The sequence below is a fragment of the Glycomyces niveus genome (genome assembly GCF_017592475.1).
Lineage (GTDB): Bacteria > Actinomycetota > Actinomycetes > Mycobacteriales > Micromonosporaceae > Glycomyces > Glycomyces niveus.
In genome coordinates this window covers 270879-284327 of the sequence record NZ_JAGFNP010000001.1, presented here as the reverse complement: position 1 = coordinate 284327, position 13449 = coordinate 270879, and the positions used below count along the sequence as shown (strand labels likewise).

Annotated in this window: 16 protein-coding genes; 3 read left to right on the top strand and 13 right to left on the bottom strand. The window is 71.2% G+C overall.

Going from position 1 to position 13449, the window contains the following annotated elements; translation table 11 throughout:
* Nucleotides 1-4: 4 nt before the first annotated feature.
* Nucleotides 5-673: a hypothetical protein gene (locus tag J5V16_RS01345; RefSeq protein ID WP_208494156.1), complete on the bottom strand. Its 669-nt coding sequence runs from the start codon at nucleotides 671-673 to the stop codon at nucleotides 5-7.
* A 268-nt stretch (nucleotides 674-941) separates the two neighbouring features.
* On the opposite strand from J5V16_RS01345, the gene J5V16_RS01340 reads away from it, so the two are divergent.
* Nucleotides 942-1502: an HdeD family acid-resistance protein gene (locus tag J5V16_RS01340; RefSeq protein WP_208494155.1), complete on the top strand. Its 561-nt coding sequence runs from the start codon at nucleotides 942-944 to the stop codon at nucleotides 1500-1502.
* Nucleotides 1503-1567: 65 nt separating this feature from the next.
* Nucleotides 1568-2080 (top strand): hypothetical protein, encoded by a 513-nt coding sequence (locus J5V16_RS01335; RefSeq protein WP_208494154.1) that lies wholly within the window; start codon nucleotides 1568-1570, stop codon nucleotides 2078-2080.
* Nucleotides 2081-2129: 49 nt separating this feature from the next.
* Here the strand turns inward: J5V16_RS01335 and argH are convergent, their stop codons facing one another.
* The 9 genes from argH to J5V16_RS01290 form a co-directional block, all read right to left on the bottom strand.
* The gene (argH, locus tag J5V16_RS01330) at nucleotides 2130-3563 is read right to left on the bottom strand and encodes an argininosuccinate lyase (protein WP_208494153.1); all 1434 of its coding nucleotides are present in this window, start codon (nucleotides 3561-3563) and stop codon (nucleotides 2130-2132) included.
* 31 nt (nucleotides 3564-3594) lie between these two features.
* Complete coding sequence (locus tag J5V16_RS01325) at nucleotides 3595-4119, bottom strand: arginine repressor (protein ID WP_208494152.1); 525 nt, start codon at nucleotides 4117-4119, stop codon at nucleotides 3595-3597.
* 67 nt (nucleotides 4120-4186) lie between these two features.
* Nucleotides 4187-5131 carry an ornithine carbamoyltransferase gene (gene argF, locus J5V16_RS01320; RefSeq protein WP_243900653.1) on the bottom strand — a complete coding sequence of 315 codons (945 nt, stop codon included), beginning with the start codon at nucleotides 5129-5131 and terminating at the stop codon, nucleotides 4187-4189.
* Nucleotides 5132-5133: 2 nt separating this feature from the next.
* Nucleotides 5134-6336 (bottom strand): acetylornithine transaminase, encoded by a 1203-nt coding sequence (locus J5V16_RS01315; RefSeq protein WP_208494151.1) that lies wholly within the window; start codon nucleotides 6334-6336, stop codon nucleotides 5134-5136.
* The gene (gene argB / locus J5V16_RS01310) at nucleotides 6333-7235 is read right to left on the bottom strand and encodes an acetylglutamate kinase (protein WP_208494150.1); all 903 of its coding nucleotides are present in this window, start codon (nucleotides 7233-7235) and stop codon (nucleotides 6333-6335) included. The genes J5V16_RS01315 and argB overlap by 4 nt, the downstream gene beginning before the upstream one ends.
* Nucleotides 7232-8386, bottom strand: coding sequence for a bifunctional glutamate N-acetyltransferase/amino-acid acetyltransferase ArgJ (argJ, locus tag J5V16_RS01305; protein WP_208494149.1), 1155 nt, complete (start codon nucleotides 8384-8386; stop codon nucleotides 7232-7234). The genes argB and argJ overlap by 4 nt, the downstream gene beginning before the upstream one ends.
* Nucleotides 8383-9396: an N-acetyl-gamma-glutamyl-phosphate reductase gene (gene argC / locus J5V16_RS01300; protein ID WP_208494148.1), complete on the bottom strand. Its 1014-nt coding sequence runs from the start codon at nucleotides 9394-9396 to the stop codon at nucleotides 8383-8385. The genes argJ and argC overlap by 4 nt, the downstream gene beginning before the upstream one ends.
* Before the next feature lie 149 nt (nucleotides 9397-9545).
* Nucleotides 9546-10190 (bottom strand): response regulator, encoded by a 645-nt coding sequence (locus J5V16_RS01295; protein ID WP_208494147.1) that lies wholly within the window; start codon nucleotides 10188-10190, stop codon nucleotides 9546-9548.
* A complete protein-coding gene (locus J5V16_RS01290) occupies nucleotides 10180-11346 on the bottom strand; it encodes a sensor histidine kinase (RefSeq protein ID WP_208494146.1) in 1167 nt (388 codons plus the stop codon). Before J5V16_RS01290 ends, J5V16_RS01295 begins: the two co-directional genes overlap by 11 nt.
* A 116-nt stretch (nucleotides 11347-11462) precedes the next feature.
* Between J5V16_RS01290 and J5V16_RS01285 the strand changes: the two genes are divergently transcribed.
* Entirely contained in the window at nucleotides 11463-11873 is a 411-nt protein-coding gene (locus J5V16_RS01285; protein ID WP_208494145.1) for a YrdB family protein, read from the top strand.
* On the opposite strand, the gene J5V16_RS01280 is transcribed toward J5V16_RS01285, so the two are convergent.
* The 3 genes from J5V16_RS01280 to J5V16_RS01270 are packed head-to-tail and all read right to left on the bottom strand — an operon-like array spanning nucleotide 11851 to nucleotide 13418.
* Complete coding sequence (locus J5V16_RS01280) at nucleotides 11851-12297, bottom strand: DUF4190 domain-containing protein (RefSeq protein ID WP_208494144.1); 447 nt, start codon at nucleotides 12295-12297, stop codon at nucleotides 11851-11853. The genes J5V16_RS01285 and J5V16_RS01280 overlap by 23 nt on opposite strands.
* A 28-nt stretch (nucleotides 12298-12325) precedes the next feature.
* Entirely contained in the window at nucleotides 12326-13033 is a 708-nt protein-coding gene (locus J5V16_RS01275) for a phosphatase PAP2 family protein (protein ID WP_208494143.1), read from the bottom strand.
* 1 nt (nucleotide 13034) lies between these two features.
* A complete protein-coding gene (locus J5V16_RS01270; protein WP_208494142.1) occupies nucleotides 13035-13418 on the bottom strand; it encodes a DUF4190 domain-containing protein in 384 nt (127 codons plus the stop codon).
* Nucleotides 13419-13449 lie beyond the last annotated feature (31 nt).

Below are 13449 nucleotides of genomic sequence, written 5' to 3'. Positions count from 1 at the left end.
TCATTCAGTCCTGTGCCGCGGCCTTGAGCGCCGCAAGCTCCTCCGGCGGCGACGTGCGCACGACCGCGCCGATCTCGGCCATGTACCGCCGCCGCTCGGCGGGGAACCGCGCCCGCACCGCCGCCGGGTCCTTCAGCAGCTCGCCGTAGATCACGAGGCCCTCGGCATAGAACAGGTCGACCAGCCGGGGCTCACCCGCCGCCGTCGCCATCACGTTGCGCGGATTGCGGTCGAGTCCGCCCCAGTACGGGACCGCTTCGGCCGCTTCGGCATCGAGCCGCTCCGCCGCCGCCCGGACCGCCGCGATCGGATCCTCCGGATCGGCCTCGTCCCACCGCTTCCACACCGCCTCCGCCCGCTCCTGGTCGGCCGGGGCCAGATGCTCCATGACGGTGAGCCGCCCGCCGCCCTCCAGCGGCGCGTCCAACTCGATCCGCGGCAGCAGCGGATTGTCCGGAAGCGCCCGGCACAGCCGCACGAAGACCGCATAGGCCGGCTCGAACGGGCTCACCCTCGCGGCCAATCCGCCGTCAGTCGAACGCCACACCGTCGCCCAGTCCCCCACCCCGCAGACGTTCCAACCGTCCGCGAGCAGCCACCCGGCCGCTTCCCGATGGTTCAGCTCCGCCAAAGCGGCCGGATCGGACGGAAACCCGCGCAACGCATCAATCACGCCCGCAGCCTATGCACCTGCCGGGCCGCGGTAAAGCGACTATCGGCCGGCGTGCGCGAAACGCTCGCGCTTCAGGCCATGGCGCCGAGGTAGCGGACGACGGCGTACTCGACCTGCTCCATGTCCTCGCGCTTCAGGAAGTCGACGAGGTCGCCGGTGACGTACCGCGTGTCGACGGTGTCGCGTTTCAGAGAAGCCGTGCCGCTCGGTCCGGTTGGGTCTAGCCTCGGCTCAAAGACGTTATCGCAGGTGGAACGGGGTGGTTGCGATGCTGGAATTGCTCGCCAGGAATTGGGCCTGGGTGCTGGTGCGGGGTGTCTTCACCATCGTCTTCGGGGCCATGGCCGTGTTCTGGCCGGAGATCACGCTGCTCGCGCTCGTCATCCTCTTCGGCGCGTACGCCGTGGTCGACGGGATCACCGCCATCGCCATGGGGATCAGGCGCTCCAGCGGGCGCGGGATCCTCATCACCATGGGCGTGCTCGGCGTGGTCGCCGGCCTCATCGCCCTGTTCTGGCCGGGGATCAGCGCACTCGCGCTCCTGTACCTGATCGCGATCTGGGCGATCGTGATCGGCTTCGGCTCGATCGTGAGCGGCTTCGGGCTCTCGCGCGACGCGGGCGGGCGCTGGCTGTTCGTCATCTCGGGCCTCGCCGGGGTCGTGCTGGGAATCGTGCTGCTGTTCAACCCGGACGAGGGCGCGGTGGCGCTGGTCGTGACGATCGGCTTCTTCGCGATCATCTGGGGCTTCTTCACGGTCTTCACCGCGGTGCGGCTGCGGCGGCTCGCCAAGGAGCTTGACGGCCGCATGGAGTTCACGGATATTTAGGACTGTACATATTTGACAACGGAGCGCGAGGTTGGGAGCGCACCCCTCGGACGACTGGAGTCGCCATGCACCCGCCCCAGAAACTCCGCAGCGCCGCGAGGACCGCCATGGTGGTCCTCGCGGCGCTGCTCGCCGTCCTCGCGGCCGCCGGCCCGGCATCGGCCGCCACACCACTCGGATACGAGACCGAAGCACTCGGCGAGGACTTCTGCACCCGCTACTCGACAGCGGGAGAAGCCGAATGGGCCGACATCGCCGTGCAGCCGACCGTGGCCTTCACCGGCAAGGCCTGGACCACGTTCTTCAGGGACGGCCGGATCTGCCTGGGCGTAGAGCCCCGCGCGCGCCACCTCGAGTTCGTCGCCTACGACGCCAAGGGCACCGCGCTCGACGTGGAACGCCTGGCCGCACCGGCCCGCGACTCGTCGTACGGATACGCGTTCGCGCTCACCGCCGACGAGACGACCTCAATCGACCACGTGACCGTGGCGATCTGCCGCACCGAGCCGACCACCGGCGCTCCCGGCGTGCCCTCCCAGCACTGCGCTGGGATGATCTCCCTCTACCCGCCCGCTTAGGCGCGCGAAAAGCGGCCCGCGCGTTTCGCACGGGCCGCTTTTCGTTGGGCTACTTGGACTGCGACCCCACGGCGAAGCTTGCGAGCCGTAAGTTCGCCCAGTTGGTCCAGGCGTCGATCTGCTCCCGGACCTTCGCGAGCTGGTCGGCGACCGGCTTCGGGCCGGTCGAACCCGGCGTGGTGCGGCCGGCGAGGGCGCCGTCCACGTCGAGGACCTGCTTGACGGCCGGGTCGAGGTGCTCGGAGATGCCGGCCAGGTCGGCGTCGGCGATCTCGTGGAGCTCGATGCCGCGCGACTCGCAGTGGGCCACGCAGGCCCCGGCGATCTCGTGGGCGCTGCGGAACGGGACGCCCTTGCGCACCAGCCAGTCCGCGATCTCGGTCGCGAGGCTGAATCCGGTCGGGGCGGAGGCGCGCGTCACCTCGACGTTGAACCTCATGGTCGCGACCATGCCGGTGACGGCCGGGAGGAGGAGCGCCAGGTTGTCGAGCGAGTCGAAGACCGGCTCCTTGTCCTCCTGGAGGTCCTTGTTGTACGTGAACGGCAGGCCCTTGAGCGTCACCAGCAGACCGGTCAGGTTGCCGACGAAGCGGCCCGCCTTGCCGCGCGCCAGTTCCGCCACATCGGGGTTCTTCTTCTGCGGCATGATCGACGAGCCCGTGGAGAACGCGTCGTCGAGCGTGACCCAGCCGAACTCCTGGCTCGACCAGAGGATGACCTCCTCTCCCAGGCGGGAGAGGTGGATGCCGATCATCGAGCACGCGAAGAGCAGCTCCGCCGCGAAGTCGCGGTCCGAGACGCCGTCGAGCGAGTTCGCCACGGGAGCGTCGAAGCCGAGCTCCTCGGCGACCGCGACCGGGTCGAGCGGCAGCGACGAGCCCGAGAGCGCGCCCGAGCCGAGGGGGGAGAGCGCGGCGCGCTTGTCCCAGTCCCCCAGGCGCTCCAGGTCCCGCAGGAGACCCTGGGCGTGGGCCAGGAGCTGGTGCCCGAGGGTGATCGGCTGCGCGTGCTGCAGGTGGGTCATGCCCGGTGCCGGCGCGTCCACGAGCCCGGCGGCCTGCTCGGTGAGGGCGCCGACGAGGTCGGTGAGGTCGGCGGCGAGGCCGCGCACGTGGTCGCGGCAGTAGAGTCGCAGGTCCGTGGCGATCTGGTCGTTGCGCGAGCGGCCGGCGCGGAGCTTGCCGCCGAGTTCTCCGAGGCGTTCGACGAGGCCGCGTTCGAGCGCGGTGTGCACGTCCTCGTCCGCGATGGTGCCGGTGAACGCGCCGGACGCGACGTCTTCGCCGAGGCCGTCGAGGGCAGCGAGCATCCGCTCCAGCTCGTCGGCGGTGAGCAGACCGGCTCGGTTGAGCACGCGCGCATGGGCTTTCGAGGCCTTGAGATCGTACGGCGCGAGACGCCAGTCGAAGCCGATCGAGGCGTTCAGAGCCTCGAGCGCGGCGGCCGGGCCGCCCGAGAAGCGGCCTCCCCACAGTTTCGCCATTACGCGGCGTCTCCCTTGCTGTGCTTCATGGTCATTGCTGGTGGTCTTGGACCGCATACGGGTCGGGGCCCTTGCCCGCCCAGTGCAGCATCTGGTCGGCGACATGCGCGCCGGTCACGCCGTCGCGCGCGATCACGGCGATGGTGTCGTCACCGGCGATCGTGCCGATGACGTCGTGGAGGCCGGAGCGGTCGATGGCGCTGGCGAGGTACTGGGCCGCGCCGGGCGGGCAGCGCAGGACGGCCATGTTGCCGGAGTGGTCGGCGCCGACGAGGAGTTCGCGCAGGAGCCGCTGGAGACGGTCCGAGGCGATCTCGGTGTCGCGAAGGGGCCGTTCGCCTTCCGCGAAGATCGAGTACACGGCGCTGCCGCCGTCGGTGCCGCGCACCTTGACCGCGCCGAGCTCCTCGAGGTCGCGCGAGAGCGTGGCCTGCGTGGCCTCGATGCCGTCGGCGGCGAGGAGGTTCGCCAGCTCGGTCTGGGAGCGGATCGGGCTGCCCGAGATGAGCTCGACGATGCGGGCCTGGCGGGCGGCCTTGGTGGTCGGCTGGTTCATCGGCGTTCGCTCCGGTCCGGGGAACGGCGAGCGCGGCGAGCCGGCGGGTGGGTCGACGGGTGCGGGCTCACGGTCGTCGCTCCTTGAGGAGCCAGGCGAGGAGCGCCTTCTGGGCGTGGAGGCGGTTCTCGGCCTGGTCGAACACGCGCGAGCGCGGGCCGTCCATGACCTCGTCGGTGATCTCCTCGCCGCGGTGGGCGGGGAGGCAGTGGAGGACGATCGAGTCCGGCGCGGCGTGGGCGAGGAGTTCGCCGTTGAGCTGGTACCGCGTGAGCTCCCGGATGCGCTTCTCGTTGTCGGCCATGCCCATCGACACCCACGCGTCGGTCGAGACGACGTCGGCGCCGGCCACGGCCTCGACCGGGTCCTCGGTGAGGACCACGGAACCGCCGGTCTCGGCGTTGATCTCGGCCGCGCGGGCCAGGACCTCGGGGGCGGGCTGGTAGGCCGAGGGGGCGCCGATGCGGACGTGCATGCCGGCCATCGAGCAGGCGATCACGGTGGAGTTGCCCATGTTGAACGCGGCGTCGCCGAGGTAGGCGATGCTCGTGCCCTTGAGCGGCTTGTGCTCCGCGATGGTCTGCAGGTCGGCGAGGAGCTGGCACGGGTGCCAGCCGTCGGTGAGGGCGTTGACGACCGGGACGCTCGCGTGGGCGGCGAGCTCGCGGATGCGGTCGTCGCCGAAGGTGCGGATGACGATCGCGCTCACGTACCGCGAGAGGACCCGGGCGGTGTCCGAGACGGTCTCGCCGCGGCCCATCTGCGTTGCCTGCGCGTCGATCACGACCGAGTGGCCGCCGAGCTCGGCGATGCCGACGTCGAAGGAGAGCCGGGTGCGGGTGGAGGGCTTCTCGAAGACGACCGCGACGGACTTCGGGCCCGCGAGCGCGGGGAAGCCGTGGCGGTCGGCCTTCATCTTCGCGGCGAGGTCGAGGACTTCGGCCTGCTCGGCGACGGTGAGGTCGTCGTCCTTGAGGAAATGCTTCTTTTTCAGCGGAGCTGAGTGCTTCAGGGTCACGGTCGGCCTCCGGGTGCGGGGATGACGAGGTCGAGGGCTTCGATGAGCTTGTCGCAGAAGGCGTCCAGCTCCGATTCGGTGATCGTGAGCGGCGGCGCGATCCGGACCGTGTCGGGCCGGGGCGCGTTGGCGAGCACGCCGAGGCCGATGAGCCGCTCGACCGCTTCGGCCGCGACGGGTTCGGTGAGGTTGATGCCGCGCCACAGGGCCTGGCCGCGGACCTCGGTCACCCGGGGGTCGGCGGTGAGGCGTGCGCCCAGGCGTTCGCCCAGGGCGAGGACGTTCTCGAAGAGGTGGTCGCGCTCGATCGTGTCGATCACCGCGAGGGACGCGGCGCACGCGATCGGGTTGCCGCCGAACGTGGACCCGTGGGTCCCCTTGGTGAAGAGCGAGGCCGTCGCCTCGGTGGCGAGCACCGCACCGATGGGGACGCCGCCGCCGAGTCCCTTGGCGAGGGTCACGATGTCGGGGACGATGCCCTCGGCGTGGTGGGCGAACCAGGCGCCGGTGCGGCCGAACCCTGACTGGATCTCGTCCAGGACCAGGAGCGCGCCGTGCTCGGCGGTGAGTTCCCTGGCGGCCGTGAGGTACCCGGCCGGGGAGGGGACGACGCCGGTCTCGCCCTGGGTGGGCTCGAGGAAGACGGCGGCGACGGTCTCGTCCACGGCGGCCTTGAGCGCGTCCGCGTCGCCGTAGGGCACGAACACGACATCGCGGCCGAAGGGCGCGAAGGGCTCGCGGATCGCGGCCTTGCCGGTGATCGACAACGCGCCGAGGGTGCGGCCGTGGAAGCCGTTCTCGGTGGCGACGATGCGCGTCTTCCCGGCGCCCGCGCCGTGGAGGATCGCGAGCTTGAGCGCGGCCTCGTTGGCCTCGGTGCCCGAGTTGCAGAGGAAGACCCGGCCGGCGTTGCCCCACAGTTCGAGGAGCTTCTCGGCGAGCTCGACCTCCTTCTCGTGGAAGAACAGGTTCGAGGTGTGCGCGAGCCGGGCGGCCTGCTGGCTCACGGCCTCCACGAGCGCGGGGTGGTTGTGGCCGAGGCTGGAAACGGCGATGCCGCCGATCATGTCAAGGTAGGTGTTGCCGTCCACATCGGTCACAGTGCGGCCCTCGCCTTCGCGAAGGGCGACGGGCGGGAGGCCGTAATTGCCCATGAGCGCGGCCTCGTACCGGGTCTTGATCTGCTCCGAATAGGTCATTTCGACTCCTGGACCATGGTGCCGACGCCGTCGGTCGTGAAGATCTCCAGCAGGGTGGAGTGAGGGACGCGGCCGTCGATGACGTGCGCCTGGGGGACGCCGCCCTTGACGGCGCGCAGGCAGGCCTCCATCTTGGGGACCATGCCGGCCTGGAGGGACGGCAGCATGCCGGCGAGCTTGTCGGTGGTGATCTGGCGCAGGAGCGAGTCCTTGTCCGGCCAGTTCTCGTAGAGGCCTTCGACGTCGGTGAGGACGATGAGCTTCTGCGCGCCGAGCGCCTCGGCGAGCGCGGCGGCGGCGGTGTCGGCGTTGAGGTTGTAGAGGACGCCGTCGTGGTCGAGGGCCACGGTGGAGACGACCGGGATGCGGCCGGCGGCGATGAGGTCGTCCACGGCGGCGGTGTTGACGGAGGCGACGTCGCCGACGCGGCCGACGTCGACCCGCTCGCCCTCGACCTCGGCCCAGCGCCGCTTGGCGGTGAACAGTTGCGCGTCCTCGCCGGACATGCCGACCGCGAACGGGCCGTGGTTGTTGATGAGCCCCACCAGTTCCCGGCCGACCTGGCCGACCAGGACCATCCGGACCACGTCGGCGGCCTCGGGGGTGGTGACGCGCAGGCCGCCCTTGAACTCGGAGGCGATGTTGAGCTTCGCGAGCATGGAGGAGATCTGCGGGCCGCCGCCGTGGACGACGACGGGCTTGATGCCGACGTAGTGCAGGAACACCATGTCGGCGGCGAACGCGGCCTGCAGCTCGGGGTTGATCATGGCGTTGCCGCCGTACTTGACCACCACGATGGAGCCGGTGAAGCGCTGGAGCCACGGCAGGGCCTCGATGAGGGTCTCGGCCTTGCCGAGGGCCTTCTGGAGGTGCGGGGCCAGGTCGTCTGTGAGGCTCATGTGCTGTACGCCGAATTCTCGTGAACGTAGTCGTGGGACAGGTCGTTGGTCCAGATGGTGGCCGAGGCGGGGCCGTTGTGGAGCTCGATGTCGATCGTGACCTCGCGGCCCTTGAGGTCGACGAGGTCGCGCGGCTCCCCGGCGGCGCCGGCCTTGCAGATCCACACGCCGTTGACGGCCACGTCGACCGCGTCGGCGTCGAAGGGCGCCTTGGAGGTGCCGACGGCGGCGAGGATGCGGCCCCAGTTCGGGTCGGAGCCGAACAGGGCGGTCTTGACGAGGCTGTCGCGGGCGACGCAGCGGGCGACCTCGACGGCGTCGTCCTCGACCTCGGCGCCCGAGACGGTGATGGCGACGTCCTTGGTGGAGCCCTCGGCGTCGGACAGGAGCTGGTGCGCGAGGTCCTTGCACAGCTCGGTGAGCGCGGCGATGAACTCGTCGGCCTCGGCCTCGACGCCGGATGCGCCGGAGGCGAGCAGGAGCACGGTGTCGTTGGTGGACATCGACCCGTCGGAGTCGAGCCGGTCGAACGAGTACCGGCAGGCGGTGCCGAGCGCGGCGTCCGCGAGCGGGGCGTCGACGACCGCATCGGTGGTGAGCACGACGAGCATCGTGGCCAGGCCCGGCGCGAGCATGCCCGCGCCCTTGGCGATGCCGCCGACGGACCAGCCCGCGGGGCTGGTGACGACGGCGTTCTTGGCGACGGTGTCGGTGGTCATGATCGCGGTGGCGGCCGCGGGGCCGCCGTCCGGGGCGAGGGCCTTCGCGGCGGCTTCGACGCCCGGCAGGATCTTGTCCATCGGCAGCTGCTCGCCGATGAGCCCGGTCGAGCAGACCGCGACTTCGACTGCGCCGCAACCGAGGACCTCGGCGGTCTTCTCGGCGGTGGCGTGCGTGTTCTGGAACCCGAGCGCGCCGGTGCAGGCGTTCGCGCCGCCCGAGTTGAGGATGACGGCCTTGAGCGCGCCGGTCTTCAGGACCTGCTGGGACCATTTGACCGGGGCGGCCTTCACGCGGTTCCCGGTGAAGCGGCCCGCCGCGACCTGCAGCGGGCCTTCGTTGACGACGAGCGCCATGTCGGGGTTGCCGGAGGCCTTGAGGCCCGCGGTGACGCCCGAGGCCTGGAAGCCCTTGGGAGACGTGATCGTCACGGCGCCACTCCGTTCACGGTGAGGCCCGCGGCCTCGTCGAGGCCGAGCATGAGGTTGGCGCACTGCACGACCTGCGCGGCCGCGCCCTTGCCGAGGTTGTCGATCGCCGAGGTGACGATGATCCGGCCCGAGTCCTTGTCGACCGTGCCCTGGAGCTGGACGGCGTTGGTGCCGTAGGTGGCGGCCGTGGAGGGCCACTGGCCTTCGCGCAGCACATGCACGAAGTGCTCCCCGTCGTAGGCCTTCACCAGGGCGGCGTGCACATCGGCGGCGGTGACCTCGGCGGCGGCCTTGGCGGTCACCGTGGAGATGATGCCGCGGGGCATCGGGGCCAGCAGCGGCGTCATCGAGATCGAGGCGGCGCCGGAGGCCTGCTTGATCTCGGGCACGTGCTGGTGCGCGCCGACCTTGTAGGCGCTCATCGAGCCCATGACCTCGCTCGCGAGGAGGCTCTTCTTCGGGGCGTTGCCGGCGCCGGAGGTGCCGGAGGCCGCGACAACCACCACGTCCTCGGGCGAGGCGATCCCGGCGTCGAGCAGGGGCCGCAACGCGAGGATGGTGGCGACGGCGTAGCAGCCGGTCGCGGCGACCCGCGTCGAGGCGGCGACGGCCTCGCGCTGGCCGGGCAGCTCGGGCAGGCCGTACGTCCAGGTCCCGGCGTGCGGGCCCGGGTAGTAGGCTTCCCAGGCCGCGGCGTCCTCGAGCCGGTGGTCGGCCCCGAGGTCCACGATCTTCTGGTCGGCCGGGAGCTGGGCGGCGAGCGCGGCCGACTGGCCGTGCGGGAGGGTCATGATGACCAGGTCGGCGCCTTCGAAGGCCTCCGGGCTCGTCGGGGTGAAGCGTCGGTCGCCGTACGCGGTGAGGTGGGGGTGGACTGCGGTGATGTACTCACCGGCGTTGCTGTGCGCGCCCGCGGCGACGACGTCGAGCTGCGGGTGGTCGGCGAGCAGCCGCAGCACCTCGCCCCCGGCGTAGCCGCTGGCACCCGCCACGGCGACCTGATAAGCCACTGGAAACCTCCGTGTTGAATGACTATGCAGAGTACTGTATCAGCATTCAGCCGAGGTGTCGCGCTTGTATTCCGGAGGTTGGGAAGTGATCGCCGCCCCTGCTCGCGGGCGGCGACCGGCCGCAGGTCGCCAGACGCCCTGCCCCGACCTCAGCGGCCCTGCTCGCGGGCAAAAATAGCCGCCTGGACGCGGTTGGCCAGGCCGAGCTTCGCGAGCACGCGGGTGACGTGCGATTTCACCGTCGCCTCCGCCATGCCGAGCTCGCCCGCGATCTCCGCGTTCGACATGCCCTCGCCGATGAGCGCCAGCACCTCGGTCTCGCGCGGCGTCAGGTTCGCCAGCCCGGCGCCGTCGACCGCGATCGGGGCGTAGGCCGGGCGCGAGCGCGCGAACTCCGCGATGAGGCCGCGCGTGACCGCGGGCGAGATCAGCCCGTCGCCGCGCGCGATCGTGCGCACGGCCTCGACCAGCGTCTCGGCGTCGGCGTCCTTGAGCAGGAACCCGCTCGCCCCGGCCCGGAGCGCGTCGAAGACGTTCGCGTCGTCGCCGTAGCTCGTCAGCACCAGCACGTCGGCGACGCCGTGCAGTTCGGCCGCGGCCGCGATGCCGTCCTTGCGGGGCATCCGGATGTCCATCACGACCACGTCGGGGCGCAGCTCCCTTGCGCGCTCCACCGCCTCGACGCCGTCGGCGGCCTCGCCGACCACCTCGATGTCGTCGGCGCTGTCCAACAGCATCCGCAGCCCGGCGCGCACCGCCGCGTGGTCGTCGGCGAGCAGGACCCTAGCCACCATTGCCTCCTGTGGGGATTGCCGCGCAGACCTTCCAGCGGGTGCCGTCGAGTCCGGCGTGCACCTTACCTCCCAATAGCCGGACCCGTTCCGTCATGCCCACCAGGCCGGCCCCGCCGCCCGGCACCGGATCGGCCTCCGGGTTGAGCGCGTTCTCCACCCGCACCGTCAGCCGCTCGGCCTCGAAGCCGATCACGACCGAGGCGTCCGAGCCGTACTTGAGCGCGTTCGTCAGCGCCTCCTGCACCAGCCGATACACGGTCAGCTCGACCTCGCCCGGCAGGTCCCCTTGCGCCCCTTCGATCTCGAAGTGGACCTTCAACCCGACCGCGCGGATGCGCTCCACCAGATCCGGCACCTGGTCGATCCGGTACGACGCCAGCTCCTCGCCCTCATCCCCCGCCCGCAGCAGCCCGATGATGCGCCGCAGCTCCGCCAGGCCCTCCACGGAGCTCGAGCGGATCGCGGCCACCGAGGTCCGCACCGTCTCCGCGTCGAGGTCCTTGCGGGCCTGCAGCGCCGTCGACTGCAGGGCGATCGCAGAGAGGTAGTTCGCGACCGTGTCGTGCAGCTCCCGGGCCATGATCGTGCGCTCGCGCAGCACCGCTTCGCGGCGGCGCACGTCCGCCAGGCGCGTCGCCTGCTCCGCCCGCTCGGCCTCCAGGTTCGCCCGGTCGTGCGCCTGCCGCACGATGATGCCCGTGGCGATCGGCGAGAGCAGCACCACCGCGGCGATCGCGAGCGTGGTGAGCACCGCGGCCAGGCTCCCGCCCTCAAGGGCCGAGAACACCCCGAGCCCGAGGACGAGGAGCGCCACCACCGGTGCGAGCACGCGGACCTTGCGGCGCGGGCCGTAGCGGGCGAAGGCGTAGAGGTTGTCCGTGAAGACGCAGGCCGTGGCCAGGGACAGCCCGATGCCGACCTCCATGCAGAACCCGACGGTGCCGATGGCCAGGCACCAGCCCGGCGCGGCCCGCCGGATCACCACGCCCAGGCAGGTCAGCGCCAGCGGCACGAACCGAAGCCACATCGGCAGGTCCGCCATGTACCGCTCGAAACTGCCCAGTCCGATCAGGAGCGACCCGGCCGCGAACAGCAGACCCGCGGCGATCGCGTCGCCGCGGTGCACGCGCTGCAGGAGGCCCGGGGAATCGGTCATGCCCCCATCCCATCACGCCCGGGTCGCCGCGTCCTCAGCCTCGATGCGTATCCGCGCCTCCGACTTTGGTCGCACCCGGAGTGGATCCGGCCCGCCCCGGGCGACATCATTGACACGTGCCCCGAAGTGAACACTCCTCGCCTCCCCCGGTCGAATGGGCGAGGTACGCCGGCCCGCTCCGCACCCTCGTCATGTTCAACGCGCTCTTGGCGTTCACCCTCGAGCTGGCGATGTTCGCCTTCGTCGGCTGGTGGGCGCTCGCGCTCGACCTCGCCTGGTGGGTCAGGATCCCGATCGCGGTCGCCGCGGTGGGGGCGCTCATCGCGGTGTGGGGCGCGTTCGCCTCGCCGCGAGCGCGGTTCCTCCTGCCGACCGCCGGGGTCGTCGCGGTCAAGGCCGCCGCGTTCGGCTCCGGGGCGCTGGCCCTGTGGGCACTCGGCTACCCGGCCGCCGCGGTCGCGTTCGCGGTCCTGGCGGCCGCGAACACGACGGCGACCACGTACGTCAGAACCCGGCCAGCAAAGTGATCGCCCAGGTCGGGTCGTCGGTCGGCCAGTCGCTGGTCGGCCAGTCGCTGTTCTCGAGCTCGTTGAACGCGGCGCCGACGAACACGATCATGATGATGTAGTAGGCGATCCAGAAGATGGTCGCGGCCGTCCCGATCCAGCCGAGCACGATGCCCGCCGTCGCCATGCCGTCGCCCTGGTCGCCGGTCTCGCGGATCTGCCGCTTCGCGATGTTGCCGAAGATGAGCGCCAGAATGCCCAGGAAGCCGCACACGCCGACGATCCCGACGACCATCGCCGCGACCGCCATGCCGTTCGTCGGGCGCGGCGGCACGTACGGCGGGTACCCGTAGGGCTGGGGCGGGTACGGCGCGTAGGGCGGCGGGACCTGCGGCGGCGGCGGGGGCGGCTGCTGGGGCTGCGAGTACGGGTCGGGCGTGGTCATCGAGGGCACCTCTCAGAAAGAACTGCAATCAGCTTAAGCGCTCTGAGCCAATCCCCTGAGCCCCCGCGTCGGCCGTCTCGAGTTGTGCGCCTTCGCGAAGGGCGCGTTCGCGGTCGAGCAGCGGCGCGAGCGCCCACCACATGAAGACGGCGACCGCCGCGCCGGTGGCCGCGCCCGCGACCGTGTCGGTCAGCCAGTGCGCGTGCTGCCAGTTGCGGGCGAGCATCATCGCGCACGTCAGCGCGATCGCGAACGGCCACCAGCGCTTCCAGTGCCGGGCCGGGACGAAGAGCACCGCGATGACGACCACGATCGCGGCGATCCGGGAGCTGTGCCCGGACGGGAACGCCCACGAGCCGGTGTCCACCGTGATGTCGCCGGGGCGCGGCCGCTCGGCCAGGTGCTTCCCCGCGTCGGTGACGAGCTTGGTCGCCGCGAGCGCCGCGCAGACGTACACGGCCGAACGCCAGCGCCGCACGAGGAGCAGCAGCACGATGCCGACGGCGCCGAGGACGAGGCCGAGTTCGCCGCCGAGGTGGTTGAAGAGCTCGGCGGCGTGCCAGAGCGGACTGCCGACCGGGCTGCCGACGAGCCCGTTCCACCAGTCGTCGAATCCCTGCCATGGCGGTGAACCGGGGTCGGCGCGCACCCAGAGGGCGTCGCCGAGCACCGCCAACGGCACCGCGATCGAGAGTGTCAGGAGCAGCCGCGATCGCGGGAAGCCGTTGGGGGTCAAGCTAGTACACCGTCGAGTTCGAGATGGAGTTCGCCGCGGTGCCGATGATGGCGAACAGGATGATGAAGTAGGCGACCCAGACCAGGGTGAACGCGATGCCGACCCAGCCGAGGACGCGCCCGGCCTTGGCCATCGGGCGGCCGATGCCCATGCCGGCGTTGATCTCCCGCTCGGCACTCTTGCCGAGCACGAGCGAGATGATGCCGAGGATGCCGGTGCAGAACAGGACGCCGCAGACGAGCGCCGCGACGGCCTTGCCGTTGATCTCGACGCCGCCGGCCTGCTGCTGCTGGTAGGCGGGCGGGGCCATGGGCATGCCAGGCGGCGGGGGCGGCTGCATGCCGGGGGGCTGGGACTGCTGCTGGTTGTAGGGGTCGTAGGACATGGTGACTCCTCATGGCTGATGGGCGTTGCCG

Bases quoted from the DNA above. Each gene is read 5' to 3' on its own strand.
- J5V16_RS01270 (WP_208494142.1), bottom strand. From the start codon at position 13,418: ATGTCCTACGACCCCTACAACCAGCAGCAGTCCCAGCCCCCCGGCATG.
- J5V16_RS01340 (WP_208494155.1), top strand. From the start codon at position 942: ATGCTGGAATTGCTCGCCAGGAATTGGGCCTGGGTGCTGGTGCGGGGT.
- J5V16_RS01295 (WP_208494147.1), bottom strand. From the start codon at position 10,190: ATGGTGGCTAGGGTCCTGCTCGCCGACGACCACGCGGCGGTGCGCGCC.
- argB (WP_208494150.1), bottom strand. From the start codon at position 7,235: ATGAGCCTCACAGACGACCTGGCCCCGCACCTCCAGAAGGCCCTCGGC.
- J5V16_RS01290 (WP_208494146.1), bottom strand. From the start codon at position 11,346: ATGACCGATTCCCCGGGCCTCCTGCAGCGCGTGCACCGCGGCGACGCG.
- J5V16_RS01280 (WP_208494144.1), bottom strand. From the start codon at position 12,297: ATGACCACGCCCGACCCGTACTCGCAGCCCCAGCAGCCGCCCCCGCCG.
- J5V16_RS01335 (WP_208494154.1), top strand. From the start codon at position 1,568: ATGCACCCGCCCCAGAAACTCCGCAGCGCCGCGAGGACCGCCATGGTG.
- argH (WP_208494153.1), bottom strand. From the start codon at position 3,563: ATGGCGAAACTGTGGGGAGGCCGCTTCTCGGGCGGCCCGGCCGCCGCG.
- J5V16_RS01325 (WP_208494152.1), bottom strand. From the start codon at position 4,119: ATGAACCAGCCGACCACCAAGGCCGCCCGCCAGGCCCGCATCGTCGAG.
- J5V16_RS01315 (WP_208494151.1), bottom strand. From the start codon at position 6,336: ATGACCTATTCGGAGCAGATCAAGACCCGGTACGAGGCCGCGCTCATG.